The 21,405-nt window shown below is 37.1% G+C and carries 18 protein-coding genes; 16 read left to right on the forward strand and 2 right to left on the reverse strand.

Going from position 1 to position 21,405, the window contains the following annotated elements:
• The first annotated feature begins 261 nt into the window (after window positions 1–261).
• The 15 genes from FJ213_09200 to FJ213_09270 all read left to right on the forward strand — a co-directional run bounded on the left by FJ213_09200 (window position 262) and on the right by FJ213_09270 (window position 18,549).
• Window positions 262–2,067, forward strand: a complete 1,806-nt coding sequence (locus tag FJ213_09200; GenBank protein ID MBM4176333.1) for a long-chain fatty acid--CoA ligase — start codon at window positions 262–264, stop codon at window positions 2,065–2,067.
• Between the two features lie 173 nt (window positions 2,068–2,240).
• On the forward strand, window positions 2,241–4,280 hold the full coding sequence (gene metG / locus FJ213_09205; GenBank protein MBM4176334.1) for a methionine--tRNA ligase: 2,040 nt from the start codon (window positions 2,241–2,243) through the stop codon (window positions 4,278–4,280).
• Between the two features lie 76 nt (window positions 4,281–4,356).
• A complete protein-coding gene (locus tag FJ213_09210) occupies window positions 4,357–6,336 on the forward strand; it encodes a hypothetical protein (protein MBM4176335.1) in 1,980 nt (659 codons plus the stop codon).
• Window positions 6,314–7,153, forward strand: coding sequence for a hypothetical protein (locus FJ213_09215; GenBank protein ID MBM4176336.1), 840 nt, complete (start codon window positions 6,314–6,316; stop codon window positions 7,151–7,153). Before FJ213_09210 ends, FJ213_09215 begins: the two co-directional genes overlap by 23 nt.
• Complete coding sequence (locus FJ213_09220; GenBank protein MBM4176337.1) at window positions 7,154–8,422, forward strand: parvulin peptidyl-prolyl isomerase; 1,269 nt, start codon at window positions 7,154–7,156, stop codon at window positions 8,420–8,422.
• A gap of 8 nt (window positions 8,423–8,430) precedes the next feature.
• Window positions 8,431–9,423: a MoxR family ATPase gene (locus tag FJ213_09225; GenBank protein ID MBM4176338.1), complete on the forward strand. Its 993-nt coding sequence runs from the start codon at window positions 8,431–8,433 to the stop codon at window positions 9,421–9,423.
• Between the two features lie 21 nt (window positions 9,424–9,444).
• Window positions 9,445–9,564, forward strand: coding sequence for a 30S ribosomal protein THX (locus FJ213_09230; protein ID MBM4176339.1), 120 nt, complete (start codon window positions 9,445–9,447; stop codon window positions 9,562–9,564).
• A gap of 377 nt (window positions 9,565–9,941) precedes the next feature.
• Window positions 9,942–10,184 (forward strand): 4Fe-4S dicluster domain-containing protein, encoded by a 243-nt coding sequence (locus FJ213_09235; GenBank protein MBM4176340.1) that lies wholly within the window; start codon window positions 9,942–9,944, stop codon window positions 10,182–10,184.
• 12 nt (window positions 10,185–10,196) lie between these two features.
• Window positions 10,197–11,360, forward strand: coding sequence for a 2-oxoacid:acceptor oxidoreductase subunit alpha (locus tag FJ213_09240; GenBank protein ID MBM4176341.1), 1,164 nt, complete (start codon window positions 10,197–10,199; stop codon window positions 11,358–11,360).
• Window positions 11,361–11,363: 3 nt separating this feature from the next.
• Window positions 11,364–12,284 carry a 2-oxoacid:ferredoxin oxidoreductase subunit beta gene (locus tag FJ213_09245; protein ID MBM4176342.1) on the forward strand — a complete coding sequence of 307 codons (921 nt, stop codon included), beginning with the start codon at window positions 11,364–11,366 and terminating at the stop codon, window positions 12,282–12,284.
• Window positions 12,277–12,846, forward strand: a complete 570-nt coding sequence (locus FJ213_09250) for a pyruvate ferredoxin oxidoreductase (GenBank protein ID MBM4176343.1) — start codon at window positions 12,277–12,279, stop codon at window positions 12,844–12,846. Before FJ213_09245 ends, FJ213_09250 begins: the two co-directional genes overlap by 8 nt.
• Window positions 12,847–12,996: 150 nt before the next feature.
• Window positions 12,997–14,841: a 2-oxoacid:acceptor oxidoreductase subunit alpha gene (locus FJ213_09255; protein ID MBM4176344.1), complete on the forward strand. Its 1,845-nt coding sequence runs from the start codon at window positions 12,997–12,999 to the stop codon at window positions 14,839–14,841.
• Window positions 14,842–14,843: 2 nt separating this feature from the next.
• Window positions 14,844–15,878 (forward strand): 2-oxoacid:ferredoxin oxidoreductase subunit beta, encoded by a 1,035-nt coding sequence (locus FJ213_09260; GenBank protein MBM4176345.1) that lies wholly within the window; start codon window positions 14,844–14,846, stop codon window positions 15,876–15,878.
• A 168-nt stretch (window positions 15,879–16,046) separates the two neighbouring features.
• A complete protein-coding gene (locus FJ213_09265; protein MBM4176346.1) occupies window positions 16,047–17,060 on the forward strand; it encodes a bifunctional oligoribonuclease/PAP phosphatase NrnA in 1,014 nt (337 codons plus the stop codon).
• Window positions 17,047–18,549: a leucyl aminopeptidase gene (locus tag FJ213_09270; protein MBM4176347.1), complete on the forward strand. Its 1,503-nt coding sequence runs from the start codon at window positions 17,047–17,049 to the stop codon at window positions 18,547–18,549. Before FJ213_09265 ends, FJ213_09270 begins: the two co-directional genes overlap by 14 nt.
• A gap of 66 nt (window positions 18,550–18,615) precedes the next feature.
• Here the strand turns inward: FJ213_09270 and FJ213_09275 are convergent, their stop codons facing one another.
• A complete protein-coding gene (locus FJ213_09275) occupies window positions 18,616–19,311 on the reverse strand; it encodes an ABC transporter ATP-binding protein (protein ID MBM4176348.1) in 696 nt (231 codons plus the stop codon).
• A 751-nt stretch (window positions 19,312–20,062) separates the two neighbouring features.
• On the reverse strand, window positions 20,063–20,602 hold the full coding sequence (locus tag FJ213_09280) for a T9SS type A sorting domain-containing protein (protein MBM4176349.1): 540 nt from the start codon (window positions 20,600–20,602) through the stop codon (window positions 20,063–20,065).
• Window positions 20,603–20,722: 120 nt separating this feature from the next.
• Between FJ213_09280 and FJ213_09285 the strand changes: the two genes are divergently transcribed.
• A partial coding sequence (locus FJ213_09285) for a DUF4372 domain-containing protein (protein MBM4176350.1) occupies window positions 20,723–21,405 on the forward strand: 683 nt, incomplete at its 3' end.

A 21,405-nucleotide genomic window follows, 5' to 3' on the forward strand; every position in this document is an offset into this window, starting at 1 on the left:
TTCGCCTACTTCTTCTTTCTGCCAAGTTTTAGTATTTTTAACCATGTCGTAATTCCTTTTTGTTTTTGGTTTAACAAAATTACGACTTTTGGGAGCTACTTTCTTACGTAGCTCCTTTTTATTCTTTTCTCGGTTAGTAGTGAATTTTTATGTATAAATTTTATGGAAATTAATGCTGTTCATTGTTATAATTGCACTTCATAAGGTATTGCTAAATATTATTGCTAATAAAAATATTTTAAAACAAATTAGGAGGGACTGATGGCCTCAGTAGAAGAATTCAAAACAATCGCCGAGATGTATGATAAGTTGACAAAACTTAACGTTAACTCTGAGCGGTTCGTTATGATGCGTAAGGTGGACAAGAAATTCTCTGGAATTAAATTCGCAGAATTCCGTGAGTATATAAGAAATTTTGCTAATGGTTTAGCAGCATTGGGAATTAAGCGTGGCGATATGGTTGGAATAGTAGCCGAGAATCGTCCAGAATGGGCTTATTCGGATCTGGCTATATTGTCCTTAGGAGCTATTGATGTTCCGATGTATCCATCATCGACGTCAGCCACTGTTGAATACATTCTAAAAGATTCTAGTTGCAAAGCGGTTATAGTTTCAAATAAACTACAGCTTACAAAAGTTCTAAAAATTAAAGAAAATGTAAAAGCCTTAAAGCATATAATAATCATGAACGATAAAGATTCCGGTGATGGTATCTTAGCAATGAACGAGGTCATGGAAAAAGGAAAAGAGTATGCTGCTTCGAATCCAAATTTCCTTGATGATGAGATAGCAAAAGCCAAACCAGAAGATTTGTGTACATTGATTTATACCTCAGGAACAACTGGCGAACCAAAAGGGGTTATGCTGACGAATAATAATTTTGTCACAAACATTCGAGCGGCAAAAGAATGTATTTCTATTGGCGAAACTGATATCTTCTTATCTTTTCTTCCTCTATCGCATTCATTTGAAAGAATGGCCGGATATTATACCGCGCTTTCCTCAGGTGGAATGATTTGCTATGCGGAAAGCATCGACACCGTTGCAGAAAATATGCTTGAAATCAAACCGACTATTATGACATCAGTTCCTCGATTGTTTGAGAGAATTCATGCAAGGGTTATGAAAAATGTAGAATCATCTCCTCCAAAAAAGCAAAAAATATTTTTCTGGGCTATCGAAACTGGTAAAAAATATCATGAGTCAAGAAAGAAGAAAAAGCTCTCTCCGATTTTATCCGCTAAGTATAAATTGGCGGATAAACTAGTATTTAAGAAAATTAAAGCGCGTACAGGTGGTCGATTGCGATTTTTTGTTAGCGGGGGTGCAGCTTTACCGCAGAACATTGGTGAGTTCTTTGAAGCTCTGGGAATAATCATTGTCGAAGGTTATGGACTCACCGAATCGAGTCCAGTCATTACTTGCAATCGATTAGATGATTATAAGTTTGGAACTGTGGGAAAACCAATTCCGGGTGTTGAAGTAAAAATTGCAGAGGATGGTGAAATACTTGCTCGCGGTCCGAATATCATGATGGGATATTACAATAATAAAAAAGCTACAGCTGAAACAGTTGATAAAGATGGATGGCTTCACACTGGAGATATCGGTGAATTTGACAAACATGGTTTTGTACGAATCACTGATAGGAAAAAACATTTATTCAAAACATCCGGAGGAAAATACATAGCACCGCAGCCTCTCGAGAATATTTTCACGAGGAGTAAATTTATTGATCAATTTGTCTTAATCGGCGATAATAAAACCTTCCTCTCTGCACTAATAACACCTGACTTCGAAGCTCTAAGGGAATATGCGGATTCACATAAAATTCCCTACAGTCAAGTTGAGGAATTGACAAAATTACCGGAGGTTTATCAGATTATAGAGAAAGATATTGCTACACTTCAGCGCAATCTTGCAAATTATGAGCGCATTAGAAAATTCGTAATTCTAGATAAACCCTTTAGCATCGAAGGAGGGGAATTAACACCGACCTTAAAAGTTAAGCGTAAATTAGTTGAGGAAAGGTACGCAGATTTAATTAACGGAATGTACGGAAACTAGTAATTCAATATTAATTACAGATTATACAATCGAGCCACATGCTTTTATGCTGTGGCTTTTTTATTATTCGTCTAAATAAAGGTTTCTGTGTAATATAATGTTAATTTTTGCACAGGTGAAGCATTTGAATTTACAAACGTATTGGTTAAATTTGTCAAAATTTATAGGAAAAATTGAAGAAATTCGAGAGAACAATAGTAACTGCTGCGCTTCCATATGCAAATGGGCCTATACATCTTGGGCACTTAGCAGGTGCATATTTACCTGCTGATATCTATGTTAGATTTAAAAGACTAAAGTGTGAAGATATAATATTTATCTGCGGTTCTGATGAACATGGCGTACCCATCACAATCACGGCTGAACAAGAAAAAATAAAACCGCAGCAAGTAGTTGATCGATACCATATTCAAAATAAAAAAGCATTTGAAGATTTCGGAATGAGTTTCGATAATTATTCTCGGACTTCACTCCCAATTCACCATGAAACCGCCCAGGAATATTTCTTAAAATTATACAATAATAAAATACTCACGGAGAAAAAAGAGAAGCAGTACTTTGATGAAAAAGTTAAGATGTTTTTACCTGATAGATATCTCTTAGGAACTTGTCCTGTGTGTAAAAGCGAGGAAGCTCGGGGTGATCAATGTGAAAGCTGCGGAAGTTTTTTAAATCCAACCGAATTAATTAATCCAAGAAGTAAAATTACAGGGGAGGCACCTGTACTTCGTGAAACCTCTCATTTTTATTTTCCATTGGGTGATTATCAAGCACGTCTTGAAAAATACATTCAGTTGAAAGATGAGCAAGAAAATTGGAAAGAAAATGTTCTCAACTACTGCAAAAGCTGGTTCAATGATGGACTTCAAGATCGAGCAGTTACGAGGGATTTGGATTGGGGAGTGAAAGTTCCTATAGAAACATATAATGAAAAGGTCCTCTACGTCTGGTTCGAAGCTGTTCTCGGATATATCTCTTCAACAAAGGAATGGTGTCAAGCAAAAGGAGAACCAGAACTTTGGAAAAAGTACTGGCAAAATGAGGATACAAAGTACATTGCGTTTATTGGTAAAGATAACGTAGTCTTTCATTGCATTGTTTTTCCTGCGATGCTAATGGCATGGAATGATAATGATGGAGAAAAATATATCATGCCCGATAACGTTCCGGCAAATGAATTCTTAAATTACGAGGGACTTAAATTTTCAAAAAGCCGCGGATGGGGAATCGATTTGCAGGAATATCTTAAGAGTTTTCAGCCGGATTCGCTGAGGTATTACCTGGCTTCTAATTTACCCGAAAATCGTGATACCGATTTCTATTGGAAAGATTTCCAAGCAAAAAATAATAATGAACTTGCCGACATACTTGGAAATTATGTTAACCGCACTTTGACGTTTACTCAGAAACATTTTAATTCTGAAGTACCTGCTGCGAGCAATCTATCTGAGATCGATACGAATATGTTAAATGCACTTGCTGGTTACATAGAAAGAGTCAATTACAATTTTGAAAGAATAAAGATAAAAGATGCACTCAATGAGATCATGAATCTCGCTCGTGCGGCGAATAAATTTTTTAATGATAGTGAACCTTGGAAGACAGTAAAAGCCGATAAAGAAAAATGTGCAGCAACGCTTTACGTATCACTTCAAATTATTCGTACACTAGCAATACTTCTTTCGCCTATTCTGCCATTCACAACCAAGAAAATTTTCACTCTCTTAAATGTGGCAGATAAAAATTTAAGGATCTGGGAAAGTGCTGGTGAGGCAAAATTAGAAGCTGGTCATAAGATAAATCCACCTGAAATAATCATCAAAAAAATTGAGGAGAGTGAAATTCAGCCATTTCTTCCAAAAGACGAATCCTCAAAAGAAAAAGGAAACGAAATCTCCATGGATGAGTTTAAGCGGATTGAAATCCGTGTTGCCAAGGTTTTAAGCTGTGAAAAAGTAAATAAGTCTAAAAAATTATTAAAATTAAAAGTGGATATTGGATTTGAACAGCGTCAAGTAATTGCCGGACTGGCAGAATTTTATGAAGCAAAAGAAATGATTGACAGAAGAGTATTAATCGTATCAAATTTGCAAAAGGCAAATTTAATGAATGAAATTTCCGAGGGAATGATACTAGCTGTAGAGGATGAAAACAAAAAATTAAAATTAGTCGAAGTTCCGGAATCATTACCTCTTGGTGCTCAGTTGAGGTAGTTGGTCCATCTATAATGGGTTAAAATTTTATTTATATAAAAAAAACTATATTTCGTTTACTTACATAGGAGAAAGAATGAAAAGAAATCAAATTCAGTCGCTTATTTTGTTTATCATATCAATTGGGTTAATATCATGCTCAACGAGTAAGAAAGATATTTCTGTCGCAGAGTTTGAAAACCAAAAAGTGTCTCTTGAGGAATTTGAAAATGTATATGCAAAGAATAATGGAGGATATGATGCAGCAAAATCAGATTCTCTTTCAAAGAAAAAGAATTTTTTAGATTTGTACGTTAATTTCAGAATGAAAATTTTCGATGCTAAGAAAAGAGGTATCGATCAACTGCCCGATGTCGTCAGTGAATATACTGATTACAAAAATAAAATTGGTGTCAGCTATCTCTTAGAAAAGAAGTTAGTTGATCCAAACATAAAAGAACTGTACGAAAAGCGAAAAGAAGAGTTGCGAGTAAGTCATATCATGTTTCGTCCTGATACTTCAGGCGAAGTGGGGATGCATGCAAGAGCAAATGCTGTTCTCGATTCTATAAAGATGGGTGAATCATTCGAAGAAATGGCAAAAAAATATTCACAAGATTTTTATTCAGCTCCAAATGGTGGAGATATATTTTATATAACTGCTGGAGAAATTATTCCTTCATTTGAAGATGCATGTTATACTTTAAAAAAAGGAGAAGTATATCCAGAGCCGGTTAAAACTCAATTTGGGTATCATCTGATTAAAGTAACAGATCGAAAACTGCGAACACCGGAAATTCGTGCAAGTCACATACTCATTCAGGTGAAGCCAGAATCAACGAGTGAAGATACAACCGTAGCACTTGAACTTGTAAATTCAATCAAAGATAAAATTAAGCTTGGTGAAGATTTTAATGAACTCGCAAAAGAATTTTCGGAAGATGAAGGTTCAAAATCAACCGGCGGCGACCTTGGCTATTTTACACGCCGAATGATGGTACAGCCATTTGACGAGGCAGCTCACAATTTAAAAGTTGGTGAAGTTTCTGACGTTGTTGTTACTCCTTTTGGTTATCATTTGATTAAACTTGTCGATCGGAAACCTTTGAAATCTTTTGATGAAGAAAAGGAAACATTAAAAGGGATATATCAAAGAATCAAATATAATGATGACCATAAAAAGTTAATTGATTCACTGAAGGCAGCGTTCAGCTATCATCTGAACTCAGAAGTTTTTGATTTGGTTGAACAATTCGCCGATACGACTGAATTCGGTGAAATCTACTCAAGCAGCGATCTAAGAGAGAAAGTCGGAAAGTCGGTCGTGTTCACTTATGCTGAAGAAATTATGACAGTTGATTCGGTAGTTGCTCATGCGATTGCATTACCTGAATTTGCTAATCGTAGAATTAATAAAGCCATATTTGAAACAGTAACAAATAAAGTGACTGAGACATTGATCCTTCAAAAAGCTGTTGACTATCTCCCGGCAAAATATCCACTATTCAGTGAATTGATGGAAGAATATAAAAACGGGATCCTTATTTTTAAGCTCCAAGAAGAAGAAGTCTGGAACAAAATTGAAATTAATGAAGATAAATTAAAATCCCATTATGAAGCCACCAAGGAAAAATACCAATGGCCGGATAGAGTTGATTATGCTGAGATTTTCGTTAAGACAGATTCGCTTGCAAAAATTGTCTATCAGCTTTATAAGAATGGCGAAGAATTTGATACCTTAGCTGCTCAGTATACCGAACGTCCCGGTTATAAAGAAAAATATGGTCATCATGGAATTAAACCGGTTCTTGATAACCAGCTTGCAATGAAAGCTGATCAATTAAAAGAAGGTGAAGTCGCAGAACCACTTGCACATACAAATGGTTTTTCCATTGTAAAATTGATTAAGAAATACCCTGCAGGTCAAAAAACATTTAATGAAGCGCTTCCGGAGGTAAGTGGAAGTCTGCAGGAATTAGAATCGAAACGTTTGGAAAAAGAATATCTCGAATTTCTGAAATCGAACTATAAACCTGAGATAAATTACGATAAGCTTGAAAAAGCATTCACAGAATAAAAGAATTATATCTCTAATTGCAGCATTAATATTTTTCTGTACAATTAATGGTTGCAAAAAAGAGGAACCGCCGAAAGATTATCTTGCTATGGTCAATGGACAGCCATTGACCCGCAAGTTCCTTGCAACACGAATTGATACATCGAATTTATCTAAACATGAATTGAAAGAATTCATTGATAACTGGATCGAGACAGAACTTCTGGCACAAGAAGCTCTTAAAGAGGGAATTGAGTATGAAGAAGATTTTATATTCCAATATCATTTGAATAGCCGAAAGCTTCTCGCTGGAAAATTCTTAGAGAAAAAATTCTCAGATACAGATTTCCTTCCAAGTTCCAAAGAAATTGAAGAATACTTTGCTAAACATAAACATGAGTTCGTTCTCGATTATAATATTTATAAGGTAAATCAAATTGTTTTAAGTGATTTACGAAAAGCAGTTGATCTAAGAAATACTGCAATTTTAAAATTGGATTTTAAAAACGCAGTTAACCAAATAGTTAAAGTCAGTGATATCTTAGATCTGCGATATGATGTCTATTTGAAAGATTTTGACGAACTTCCATATGAATTAAGTGAAATGATGGAAACAATGTTTACCGGGGAAATTACTTATCCAATTGACCTTGGGAATGGTAAGTACTTAGTAACTCAGCTTGTTGAAAAGTATTCACGTGGAACCGAGCCAAAACTAAATTTTGTGAAAGAATTAATCACTGAACGTATAATGCAATCCAAACAGCAGGATTATTACAAAGCACTTGTGAATAAATTAGCAGACGAATCCGACATACAAATAAAAGAGTTAGACTAAATGAAAAGACTAATCGTATTAATTATTTTTTATTCCTCATTAACATTTGCTCAGGAAGTACTTGATAAGATTGTCGCGGTTGTTGATGATGAATACATCCTTCAGAGCGAGCTTGATTTTCAAACTCAACTAACAGCATATCAACGACGATTGAACCCAAATGATCCAACTTTGAAGAAGAACGTGCTCAATTCAATGATAGAAGAAAAGTTGATACTTGCTCAAGCTCAAATCGATAGCGTGAACGTTTCCGAAGAAGAAGTCAGTAGACAGCTTGAGTACCAGATTGATATGTTCATCGAACAGTATGGTTCAAAAGAAAATTTTGAAAAAGTGTACAATCGCCCGCTTGAAAAAATTAAAAGAGAACTCCGAGATGAGGTAAAGAATAATCTGTTAATCCAAAAAGTGCAAGGGCAGCGTTTTGCATCGATGGAAATTAGTCGGTTCGAGGTCGAAGAATTTTTTAATTCGTATAAAGACAGTCTTGGCAAAGTGCCTGAGGAAGTCAAACTCTCGCAGATATTTATCTCCCCAAAAATTTCAGAATTAGATAGAGAGAGAGTAAAAAATAGAGTGGAAAAAATAATTGACTCAATCAAATCTGGAATTGATTTCGGGGAACTTGCAAAACGTAATTCAGAAGATCCAGCCACGGCGAAAGATGGAGGTGATCTTGGATTTGTAAAAAGAGGATTGTTTTTCAAGGAGTTTGAAGAATCGGCATTCACCTTAAATGAGGGAGAAGTTTCCGGCCCGGTCGAAACTCCACTTGGATTTCATATAATTAAATTATTGGAAAGACGCGGAGAGTCAGTTCGAGTTCATCATATTTTGTTAAAAGTTCAGCTAAGTCAGGAAATGGATGAAACCGTAAAATCAAAGTTAAAAATTATTGCCGACAGTATTCGTAATGGAGTCGGTTCTTTCGCAGATTTTGCCCGGAAATATTCTGAAGATAAAGCTTCAGCACAGTTTGGCGGGGAGATGGGCACTCTTCAGGTTACAGAATTAGAAACTGACATGCGAAATGTCGTTGCAAAACTTTCTGAAGGCGAGATTAGCGAACCAAGAAAGTTAACTCTTGCTCAAAACCAATATGGATATCAAGTAATTTTATTGGAAAAGCGGATTCCTGAACATTTTCCCAATTTAGATCAAGATTTTGAGAAGTTAAGTCAAATCGCTTTGTTCAATAAAAAACAGAAGATTTATACAGATTGGATTGAACAATTAAAAAAACTAGTTTACTGGGAAGTTCGCATTTAAGGAGACACATGGTAAAATTCAAAAATGACGTTGAAGCAGTAAATGAGCTGAAGAACATCATACAGAAATTGAAGAAAGAGATTGGGAAAGTAATTGTAGGGCAGGAAGAAACAATTGATCAATTGTTAATAGCTCTCTTATCGAGAGGGCATTGCTTGCTTATCGGAGTGCCTGGTTTGGCAAAGACATTGTTAATAAAAACTCTTTCAGAAGCGTTGGATTTAAGTTTTAATCGAATTCAATTCACACCGGACTTGATGCCCAGTGATATAACCGGGACTGAGATATTAGAACTTGACAAAACTTCGAATCAAAGAGTTTTCAAATTCGTGAAAGGTCCGGTGTTTGCCAATATTATTTTAGCTGATGAGATCAACCGAACTCCGCCAAAAACTCAATCTGCACTTCTCGAAGCTATGCAGGAGCGGCAGGTAACAATTGCTGGAAATAAATATCAACTTAGCGATCCTTTCTTCGTTCTTGCAACACAAAATCCAATCGAACAAGAAGGAACTTATCCTCTGCCGGAAGCGCAGCTCGATCGATTCATGTTCAATATTTGGCTCGATTATCCTTCCATCGGAGAAGAGATACTGATAGTGAAAAACACAACAAGCCAATATGAACCGAAAGTTGAAATAGTCTTAAGCGCTGAACAAATAATTTATTTTCAAGATTTAGTTAGGCGGGTCCCAGTTGCAGATAATGTAATTTATTATGCGGTAAACTTATCGAACTTAACGCGTCCAACGGATGCGTCAACAAAATTTGTTAGAGACTCAATTAACTGGGGTGCAGGACCACGTGCATCTCAATTTATGATTCTTGCTGCAAAAGCCAGCGCGGTTATTAACGGGCACTTCACTCCAGCAATCGAAGATGTTAAACGGGTTGTTCTTCCAATCTTGCGTCACAGAATTATTCCGACTTTCAGTGCAGAAGCCGAGGGAGTAACATCAGTTGAGATTGTTAATAGAATAATTAATGAAATAAAACAATAATAATAACCAACGGAGAAATGAATGGGAAAAGGAGATCAAAGAACTAAGAGAGGAAAAATTTCCAGAGGAACATCTGGAAATACTCGTAAGAAGAAAAAAAAGCACGCGGCTCCTAAAAAAGAAGCTGCTGATAAGAATTAACTATCATTGATCAGAATTATTAACTGAAGTTACGCAAAACAGTCATTCTGAATCCGTCTACTGACGGATGAAGAATCTAATGTTGCAGTTATCAGATTTTTTTTTAGATGTTTCGTCCCGATTACTCGGGATTCAACATGACAAAAAGTCCATTCTGCGTAACTTTAATTATTAAGAAAAATGTGTTCGAGTGCTTCAATGCTTGAACTCTTTTTTCATCTCAATGAACCAACCTGTAAATAAATTATTTCCGATATAGAAATTAATTCTTATTTTTGTGCAGAGGATTGTGCCAAATATTGTTGATGGAATGCGAATAGAATCTCACCCAAAACTAAATCCCGTAATCATTCGGAAATTTTCGAGAAAGTATTTAAATGGCTCTTACTAAAGAAAAAAAAGTAATCGGGTCGGTTGTAATCACTGCCGAGAGATGTAAAGGTTGTGCATTTTGTGTTGAGTTCTGTCCAACACATGCACTAAAGCTTTCCGAGCAGTATAATTCGAAAGGATATCATCCCCCCATCCTAATATCAAGAGAACTTTGTAATGGTTGTGACATCTGTGGACTTGTCTGCCCGGATTTCGCGATTTATGGTTTTATGAAAAAGAAGAAATAGCGAGGTGAAAGTTTGAAAGCTGATTCATCCGGTGTTTTAACCGGTTCACATTTTATTGATGGCGATCATGCATGTGCAGAAGGTGCAATTGCTGCAGGTTGCCGATTCGTGGCGGGTTATCCCATCACTCCATCCACTGAAGTTGTTGAACGTATTGCCGAACGTTTTCCACTTGTTGGCGGTGTCTTTATTCAAATGGAAGATGAAATAGCTTCTTCGATTGCAATTCAAGGAGCCGTATGGGGAGGAGAAAAAGCAATGACAGTTACTTCTGGTCCTGGCTTCTCTCTCATGATGGAACACATCGGACTTGCTGCAATGACTGAAGTTCCATGCGTGTTTGTGGATGTTCAGCGTGCCGGTCCATCCACTGGGCTTCCGACACTTCCCGCACAAGGGGATATGATGCAAGCGCGCTGGGGATCGCACGGTGATTATGGAATAATTGCTCTTTGTCCCAACTCTCCTCAAGAGTGTTTTGACTTAACAGTTAAAGCATTTAATCTGTCTGAAAAATTCCGCGTTCCTGTTATGATGATGCTCGATGAATGCGTTGGTCACATGACTGAAAGAGTTGTTATTCCAAAAGCTGAAGACATAGAAGTTTATGATAGACGCTACTACGAAGGACCGAAGCATAAATATTTAGCTTATGAGCCGAATGAAGATCTCGTTCCGTCCATTGTCAAAGCAGGTGATGGTTATCGAATTCATGTTACTGGACTTACACATGACGAAAAAGGTTATCCAGTAATGACTCCCAAAGTTCACGGGAAGCTAGTCAATCGCTTAGTCAATAAAATTAAGTTTAATTCAAAAGAGATTATTGAATATGAATCCGACCAAGTTGATGATGCAGAAGGAGTGATTGTCAGTTATGGGATTACTTCCCGGACAGCGATTCCTGCGATCGAACAAGCACGGCGTGAAGGGATGAGAGTCGGACATCTTCGACTGATTACAGCATGGCCTTTTCCAGAAGAAAAAATCCGAGAGTTATCCACGAAGATTAAGGCATTTGTTGTGCCTGAAATTAATTTTGGTCAAATGGTTTTAGAAGTTGAAAGATGTGCATCTGGTAATGTGCCAACTTTCAATGTTCCGCATGCTGGTGGTGCGGTTCACAATCCAAAAGATATTTATAATGTAATTGTTAAATCAGTTAAGGGAAACTGAAGTATGTCACAAGAAATTTTTGTTGATGATGTTTCTATTCCGGTCAATCCAGTTGAATCATTTTTACGCACAGATAGAATTCCTCACATTTGGTGTCCAGGCTGCGGTATCGGAACCACTGTAAATTGTTTCACTCGTGCACTTGAAACAAGCGGACTTGACCTCGATAAAGTCTCAATTGTATCAGGTATTGGATGCACAGGCAGAGTTGCAGGTTATTTGAATCTTGACTCGTTCCATACGACACATGGCAGAGCAATTCCTTTTGCCACAGGATTAAAATTAGCGAATCCGGAATTAAAAGTTGTTGTTTACAGCGGTGACGGAGATTTAACAGCCATAGGTGGGAATCACTTTATTCATGCTGCACGGAGAAATGTTGATATGACTGTAATCTTAGTAAACAATTTTATCTATGGAATGACTGGCGGTCAAGTAGCTCCAACCACACCGATTAGTGCTACTGCATCGACAACGCCACACGGAAATTTTGAGTTACCATTTAATCTTCCATTTTTGGCTGAGTCTTGCGGCGCGGTTTATGTTGCGCGATGGACATCGTATCATGTTCGGCATCTTGCCAAAGCAATGAAAGAAGCACTCCAAAAAAGAGGTTTTTCATTTATCGAAGTGATTTCTCCGTGTCCGACACTATACAGCCGCCGTAATAAACTAGGGGACGGACTCGATATGATGGTATATTATAAAGAACAAAGTGAGATAAAAAACGGTGCGGATACGAGATCACTTGATCTGGGTTTTCAAAGTAAAATCATTCTTGGAAAATTTGTCGACAAAGATCGGCCAACATATCTCGATTTGATGAATGAGCACTACTCCAAGAAATTTGGTGACAAGTATCAATGGTATGGTCCGAAGATAAAGAGCGAGAAAGAAAAGCAAATGGAGGCAGAACATGTCTAGAACTGAAATTAAAATTGGTGGAATGGGCGGACAGGGAGTGATCCTAAGTGGGTATATTCTTGGGAGAGCTGCATCAATTTTCAGTGATAAACACGCTACAATGATCCAAGCATTCGGTCCTGAAGCAAGAGGAAGTGCCTGCAGTTCTCAAATTATTATCGATAAAGACCTTATAGATTATCCATACATCATTGCACCAAACATAATGGTTATTCTTTCTCAGGAAGCTTATAATAAATTTGTTCCTGAATTGGCTGATGGGGGAATACTTATCACAGATGAGGAGTTGGTCAATCCAACCTCTTTAAGAAAAGATATAAAACATTTTTCAATACCCGCCACTCGTATTGCAGAAGATCTCGGTAAAAAGATGGTGATTAATATTGTTATTATGGGATTTTTTACTTCAATCACAAAACTTTTGGATGTTGAATCAATGCGTCAGGCTGTTCTCGCCTCAGTGCCGAAGGGAACTGAAGAATTGAATGTAAAAGCATTTAATGCAGGATTTGAGTATGGTGAAAATATCTTAAATGAAAAATTACAAGGTACACTGGCATAAAATCTTACTCTGTTTTTTGATTTCAAGTGGCTATTTTAAGGTAATTCCTACACCATAAATTCAAACCAATTTGAGACTAAAACTCCTAACAATCTGCCTTGCAATTCCTTAAGAATTCTTTTAGTTTTGTCAGCAAATTTTTACAGAGGAATGATGAATAAGAAACTTGAAGAATTAAGTAAAGTCACAATACGCTTCGCTGGTGATTCTGGTGATGGAATGCAGTTAACCGGCTCACAATTTTCGGATACTACTGCATTAACCGGAAAAGATTTAAGCACTCTTCCGGACTATCCAGCAGAAATTCGGGCTCCAGCCGGTACATTGTATGGTGTAAGCGGTTTCCAAATAAACTTTGGTTCGGTGGAAATTAATACTCCTGGTGATCAGCCGAACGTTCTGATCGCAATGAATCCGGCCGCATTGAAAGTAAATTTAAAAGATCTCGATCCGGGGGCATTAATCATAGTCAACACAGATTCATTTGATGATAAAAATTTAAAACTCGCTCATTATGAAAATAATCCGCTGAGTGATGGAACGCTTTCGAATTACAATCTTATTGAGGTTCCAATAACAACCCTTACTGTCAACTCGTTGGAAGGAATGGAACTTTCGATGAAGGAGATGACCCGCTCAAAAAATTTCTTTGCTCTCGGTTTGATGTATTGGTTATTCAATAAACCGATGGAACCGACAATCGAATGGATCCATCTCAAGTTTAAGAAAAATCAGCAGATAGCGAACGCCAATGAAAAAGCATTAAAGGCGGGATATTTTTATGGTGATACTGCTGAATTGTTTACAACCCGATACGATATTAAACCAGCTAAGCTCGAACCAGGAACTTATCGAAATGTTATGGGAAATGAAGCCGTTTCACTTGGATTCGTTGCTGCATCTGTTCAAAGCGGATTGCCGCTTTTTCTTGGTACTTATCCCATTACTCCTGCCAGCGATATCTTGCATGAATTAAGTAAACACAAAAATTTTGGAGTAAGGACTTTTCAAGCGGAAGATGAAATATCAGGAATTTGTTCTGCGATAGGAGCCGCATTTGGAGGTGCTCTTGCAATAACCACAACCAGCGGACCGGGAATGTCGTTGAAGACAGAAGCAATGGGATTGGCTGTAATGACAGAAATGCCGATGGTAATTGTAAATGTACAAAGAGGAGGACCAAGTACAGGGTTGCCGACTAAAACCGAACAAGCAGATTTATTGCAATCAATGTACAGCAGAAATGGTGAGGCACCAATTCCAATAATCGCTGCATCAAGTCCTGCAGATTGTTTTTACACTAGTCTTGAAGCTACGCGCTTGGCAATTAAATACATGACTCCAGTAATTTTTCTAACAGACGGGTATATTGCAAACGGATCTGAACCTTGGAAACTTCCCGATATCGAAAAGCTCCCCAAAATCGATGTGAGCTTTAGAACAGACCCAAATGGTTTCGAGCCCTATTTACGGGATGAATTTCTTGCCAGACCGTGGGTTCAACCTGGCACTCCGGGACTTGAACATAGAATTGGCGGCTTAGAGAAAAAGCATATTACAGGGGGAGTAAGTTACGATCCAGAAAATCACGAATTCATGGTTAATCTTCGTGAGGAAAAAGTCAAGAAGATCGCCGACGAATTACCCCAAATCGAAATCTATGGAGAGAGTGAAGGGGAATTATTAGTTGTAGGATGGGGAGGAACTTATGGGGCGATCAGAGACGGAGTCAACCGCGCTCGAAATAAAGGTCATAAAGTTTCTCAAATTCATTTGAAATATCTTTTTCCATTCCAAAAGAACTTAGGTGAAATTCTTCGAAGTTTTAAACAGATCTTAATACCTGAATTGAATCTTGGTCAGCTTGCAACTTTGATTCGGTCTGAGTTTTTGATTGCACCTATTACTTTAAGTAAAATTCAAGGACTCCCATTTAGAGCATCCGAAATTGAAGATAAAATTTTAGAGCTCATGAAGGAGAAAAAGGAAGATTAATTATGAATGATAATGTTCAAACAAATGAAATAAAATATACATCGAAAGATTTTCATTCCGGTCAAGATGTTCGATGGTGTCCAGGCTGCGGTGATTACAGTATCCTTGCACAAGTTCAAAGAGTTTTTCCAAATCTTGGTATAAAAAAAGAAAAATTCGTAGTAGTTTCTGGAATTGGATGTTCGAGCCGGTTTCCGTATTACATGGATACTTATGGTTTTCATGGTATTCATGGGCGTGCCGCGGCGATCGCGTCCGGTTTGAAAATGCATAGTCCAGATCTATCTGTCTGGGTGGCAACCGGTGACGGCGATTTACTGAGTATTGGCGGTAATCATTTTATCCATACCTGCAGAAAAAATGTTGATATAAAAATTCTTCTTTTTAATAATAGGATTTATGGACTGACTAAAGGACAATATTCTCCTACCTCTGAATTGAACAAAATTACACGCAGCAGTCCGCTTGGATCAATTGACTACCCATTTAATCCTGTTGCACTTGCAATTGGAACTGAAGCGACTTTCGTTGCTCGCACAATGGACCGTGATACAAAACATTTGCAAGAGATGATTGAACGAGCTGGTAGACACAAGGGAACTGCTTTTGTTGAAATATTTCAAAACTGCAACATATTCAATGATGGTGCATTCTTTAGATTCACCGAAAAAGAAACACGGCCGGATAACGTTGTTTATTTAAAACATGGCGAACCGCTTGTCTTCGGTAAGGAGAATGACAAAGGAATACGCATTGAAGGAGCGCATCCGCAAATCGTTTCATTAACCGACGGAAGATTTACAAAAAATGATCTTCTCGTACATAATGAGTTTCAAGCTGATCCAGCTATTGCTTATATGCTGGCACATATGAATGAGCGTCCCGGATTCCCTGCACCTGTTGGTATAATTAGACAGCTGAATAAACCAACTTACGATGAAATGCTTCATAATCAAATTGAGGCAGCTAGAAATAAAATGGGTAATGGAGACTTGCACAAACTCCTTTACGACTCAAGCACTTGGGAAGTAAAATAAATGAGGTTAGTATAAAAAGGTGTAGTCAAATAAAAAAATGTATTGGATTTTGGTTGAATCGATACTCAAATACTTAAAATATACCTTTTTAGATTCATCTTGTAAATTTTATTAAATTGCACTTGAGGGCGGGAATTTAAGTTAGAGTTCTCGCCCTTTGTTTTAAATATGATAGACTTTAAAAAATTTGTAGAAATTGTCAATAAGAATTCAAAGTTCGTAATCACTACACACATTAATCCAGACGGTGATGCGCTTGGCAGCCAGCTTGCTCTTGCATACTTCCTAAAAAAACTTGGGAAGGAAGTAGAATTAATTAATCACAGCCAAACTCCAGGCAACTATAAATTCCTCAATGAAGAAAACCTGATCAAACAGTACAACAAGAAATTTGATAATATTATTTTAAATGCTGATGCTCTCATTGCTGTTGACTTTAATGAGATAACCAGAGTTAAATCTATGGTTGATGTTTTTCAGCGAAGTAAAGCATACAAAATTTGTATAGACCATCATACGAATCCAAAAAACTTTGTAGATGAATTTTTCTGTGATACGGACTATTCCGCGACCGGTGAAATTATCTTCGAGCTGATTAAAAGTTACGGGGAGAACCTGTTTGATAAAAAAATTGCAGATGCACTTTATACAGCGATCATGACAGACACAGGATCATTTCGATTTGAACGAACATCACCAAAAGTCCACCGGATAATTGCTGAATTGCTGGAAATGGGTACTAATCCAACTGAGATCTACAATAAAATCTATAATGAACTTTCTACTGCAAAGTTAAAACTGCTTGGCAGCGGAATCTCGAACATTCAATCGAATTCTGATGGATCGATTTCTTACATGGTCATCACTCAAGAAATGCTAAAATCAGCTGAAGCTAATGAAGAAGATGTCGATGGCTTTGTAAATTTTTGTTTGAGCATTAAGTCGGCAAAAATCGGGATTTTATTTTTTGAACTTGCTGACGGTGTAAAAGCAAGTTTGAGAAGCCGCGATACATTTCCAGTCAGTTTACTCGCTGAGAAATTCGGCGGAGGCGGACATATTAACGCAGCTGGAATTAGATTTTACGACAAACAGTTGGATGAAGTAATTCCGCAGCTGCTGCAGCAAACTGAAAAAGACCTAACAGAATTTGAAAAAAGAGGAAGCAATGCTGAAGTTTAATTCAATTAATTCTATACCAAAAAATTTTTATGAATCGTTTTTATTCTTTTCCTTCTCAGATGAAAAAGAAGTTCTAAGCACTTTCAAGTCGATTGAAAAGCTGCTCGAGATCAGTGTACCTGACAGGATTAAAAAGTCTGTCTCGAAAAATTCAGAAAGTCAAAATTCATTTTATCTCGATGACGGCTCGCTTGTTTTCATACAAAAGTGTGAGAAGAAAGCGAAGTTTAATTCAGACACTTTACGCCGTGCTTCTGCAAGTGCTGTTAAAAAACTTATTTCGATGAAGCTGAAGAACGTAATTGTCTCAGTTTCTGTATTTGATGAAGATTCGGTAAAGCTGAATTTCACTAATCATGAATATATGCTTCAAAGTGTTCTGGAAGGATTATCTCTCGGAAGCTATAAATACGATTGGTATCTCAGTGAAAATAAAAGAACTCTTCCAAACATTAGTGTATTTTATCCAAAACTAAGGGCTGAAAAAATAAATTCAGTCATCTCATCCGCGAATAAATTAATTAGAAATGTTTTCCTCGCACGCGATTTACAGAATACTCCGGCGTCGGATCTTTATCCTGAAATTCTCGCTTCGAAAGTAAAATCTTTAGCTAAGAAAAATTCCAAAGTAAAAGTCAAAGTGTTTGATCTCACTGAGATTAAAAAAAGAAAAATGGGAGGGCTTGAAGCTGTCGGAAAGGGAAGTGAACGAAAACCGAAATTCATCATAATTGAATATTTCGGAACGGAGAGAAAAAAAGCTCCATACATTATAATTGGAAAAGGGGTGACATTTGATTCCGGAGGTATTAGCATTAAACCTGCATCCGGAATGTGGGAGATGAAAGGTGATATGTCTGGTGCAGCGACAACGATTGCAGTTTTATTTGCAGCCGCTGAATTGAAATTAAAAGTGAATCTTGTTGGATTAGTCCCAGCCGCTGAAAATATGCCGTCAGGCAGTTCGATGAGACCGGGCGACATTATCCGCACTGCATCTGGGAAATCAATCGAAATAGATAACACCGATGCTGAGGGAAGATTGATTCTTGCCGATGCACTCGAATACGCAGTACGCTATAAACCAAAAACAGTTATCGATCTTGCCACGTTGACCGGCGCTTGCGTTGTTGCACTTGGACAGTTTGCATCCGGATTATTTACGCACGATGATGAGCTTTCTGGAAAATTGGTTAAAGCATCGAACTTGACAGGTGAGAGAACCTGGAGACTTCCATTGTGGGATGATTATCACAAATTGATCAAGAGCGATTTTGCTGACGTTAAAAATGTCGGCGGAAAATGGGGAGGAGCGATCACTGCGGCATGTTTCCTCGAAAAGTTTGTCGATGAAAAATATAAGTGGGCGCATATCGATATCGCTGGTCCTGCCTTCGCAGAAGAGAATATTTCTTACACATCAAAAACTATGACTGGCTATGGTGTACGTTTATTAATTCAATATCTAATTGATGAATTGAAACATTAGTTCGCGATTTTACCGAATTTAATTAAATCCGTGTAAATCCGTCTCATCTGCGTAATCAGTGTTCTATTAAGCATGATGAATGACCCCATTTAGCTTACCATCTTTAATTTCAAAAACACGATTTGCAAGTTTCATCAAGTCGTTGTTATGAGTGACGATGACGAAAGTCTGATTGAACTCTTTATTTAACTTGTTTATGAGTTGATGAAGAGCTTCACTGTTTTGCGTATCGAGATTTCCGGATGGTTCATCTGCAAAAATGATTTTCGGATTATTTGCCAATGCTCTTGCAACTGCAACCCGTTGCTGTTCGCCGCCTGAAAGTTCGGCCGGTTTGTGATTCAACCTCTCGCTTAGTCCCACCAGATCAAGCAGTTTCTTCGATCTTACTTCTGATTTTGCAAGCGTTTTTCCGTCGATCATTTGCGGAATAGAGACATTCTCGAGTGCAGTAAACTCCGGAAGAAGATGATGAAACTGAAAAACAAATCCGATATTTTTATTTCTGAACTTTGCCAGTTCCTGATCTTTCATTTTGAAAAGCTCATTTCCATTGATGGAGATTTTACCTTCATTAGGCGTGTCCAATGCACCCATAATGTGAAGCAGTGTGCTTTTGCCTGCACCTGAAGCACCGACGATCACTGCAATTTCCCCTGTAATAATTTCAAGTGAAATCCCTTTAAGCACCTCGAGAGTTTTTTCCGTACCAGTCTTAAATTTGCGCTTAATATTTTCAGCTATTAATATTTTGTTATCCATTCAGGTTCTAAAATAAAGAATTTGAAGATAAAATCTGAGAGGAAATATGATTCAAAACAGAAGAGTTAAATTATTGGTAAAATATATGTCTTCTCGTTTACTTTTAAATATACGAGTCGGTGCAAGCTAATCTTTCTTTTTGTCATTATTGAATTTGCTAAAAATGTATGCGCGAATAAAATAGACTATCCAGATAACAGCCGCACCGGCAAGAGCTAAAAGGACCGCTGTTCGTGAATCGTATTTATCAAGAGCAAGAGGATAAAAGAGCACTGCAAAAATAATACACAGAATTACTGTAACTATGATCCAGAAGCGGTTATAAAATTTGCTCTTTCTGCCTTCTCATTTTTTGTTTGAGTAATGCTCATAAAACGACTTGTTATCCCGATAAATCGGGACAAGTTGTTTAAGATTAACCCACCTAAAAGAAAGTGGGTAAACATGCCGTTTGAGTTCTCCTTTTTTTGTTTGTTTTCCGAGAACTCAATTTATTATTTTCTTTAAACATACGTTCTGGCTGCTAACCCGCCGCCCCAAACGGACGGCTAAGTTAACAGCACAATACCAATAATTATTTACAATTTATTTTAATGAACACTGCCGAACAACAAACTTGTATAATTAAACACTGCTGATAATTACTGCACTGCCACATTGAAATGGCGGTCGGTGTTGAGCAGCAGGTTATACTTACGGACTTAAATAAAAAGGGCAAACCTTAATAGCTTGCCCTATATTTTTATAACGGTTATTTCAACAATGTCATTTTGTTATTTTGAACAAAGCCATTTACTCTCAAAGAATAAATGTAAACACCACTTGGAAGATTACTTGCATCAAATAATGCTTCATAATTTCCAGACGGCTGTTCTTCATTTACAAGCGTTACTATTTCTTGGCCCAATAAATTATACACCTTTAACTGAACTAATCCTTGTTCTTTTATTTGATATTTAATTATAGTAACCGGGTTGAAAGGATTAGGAAAATTCTGAAACAGACTATATTCAGATGGATTTTCAGCTGCATATTCTTCGTTTCCTTTTTTATCTAACGGAGCTCCGGCAACTCTTGCTGTTACTTTATCTGATGGTATCGATTCCAGGGACTGATTATCTACTGCTGTTATACGATAATCAACATTATGTTCATTAGCTTGATGACCACCAGTTAAATAAGTTTCAGTTAAATCTTCATAAGAAGTTGAAGTAGTTGTTGCTAAATATTGCCATCCCCACTCAGCAGTTACTTTTTTATAAATTTTATCACTACTAACCGAGAAAAGAATAAAAAGGAGCTACGTAAGAAAGTAGCTCCCAAAAGTCGTAATTTTGTTTAACCAAAAACAAAAAGGAATTACGACATGGTTAAAAATACTAAAACTTGACAGAAAGAAGAAGTAGGCGAAGTGAAATTTGTCGGTCAGCCGATTTTCGGACAAATACTAAGACTTATAGATAAATCAATATTTGTTAGTTTAGTAAAAGAAAAAATGAGTGACCATTATTACAAAGCATTCAAAAGTTGGGATCACTTGGTAGTGATGCTCTTTGGAATCATGAGTCGGTGCGATTCAATGGCGGAAACAATAGAGGGATTGAAAGCAATGTTGGGAAAATTGAATCAATTGGGATTGCAAAAATCACCAGCCAAAAGCACAGCGGGAGATGGATTAAGGAACAGAGATAGTTCGTTTTTTGAAGCACTATATTATAAGTTGGTAGAACAATATAAGAGTTTTTTGTCGGACAGCCGAACATACGGATTAACGTTCAAAGAATTGTTAATAATAGATTCAACAACGATCAGATTATTCAGTGATATACTAAAAGGAGTGGGAAGAAATCCGAAGAATGATGGGAAGAAAAAAGGCGGCTTAAAGGTTCATATGCTAATAGATGCGGTGCAATCAATTGCCAAATTTGTTCGCATAACAGAAGCAAAACTGCACGACAAAAATTTTTTAAGCCAAATCAATGTGCCAGCACATAGTATGCTAGTATTTGATAAGGCATACAACTTTTACAAGCAATTTGCAAAATGGACTGCGGATAAGGTTTATTTTGTAACCAGACAAAAGAACAATGCCGT

The organism is Ignavibacteria bacterium (assembly GCA_016873845.1).
Classification (GTDB): Bacteria; Bacteroidota; Ignavibacteria; order Ch128b; family Ch128b; genus JAHJVF01.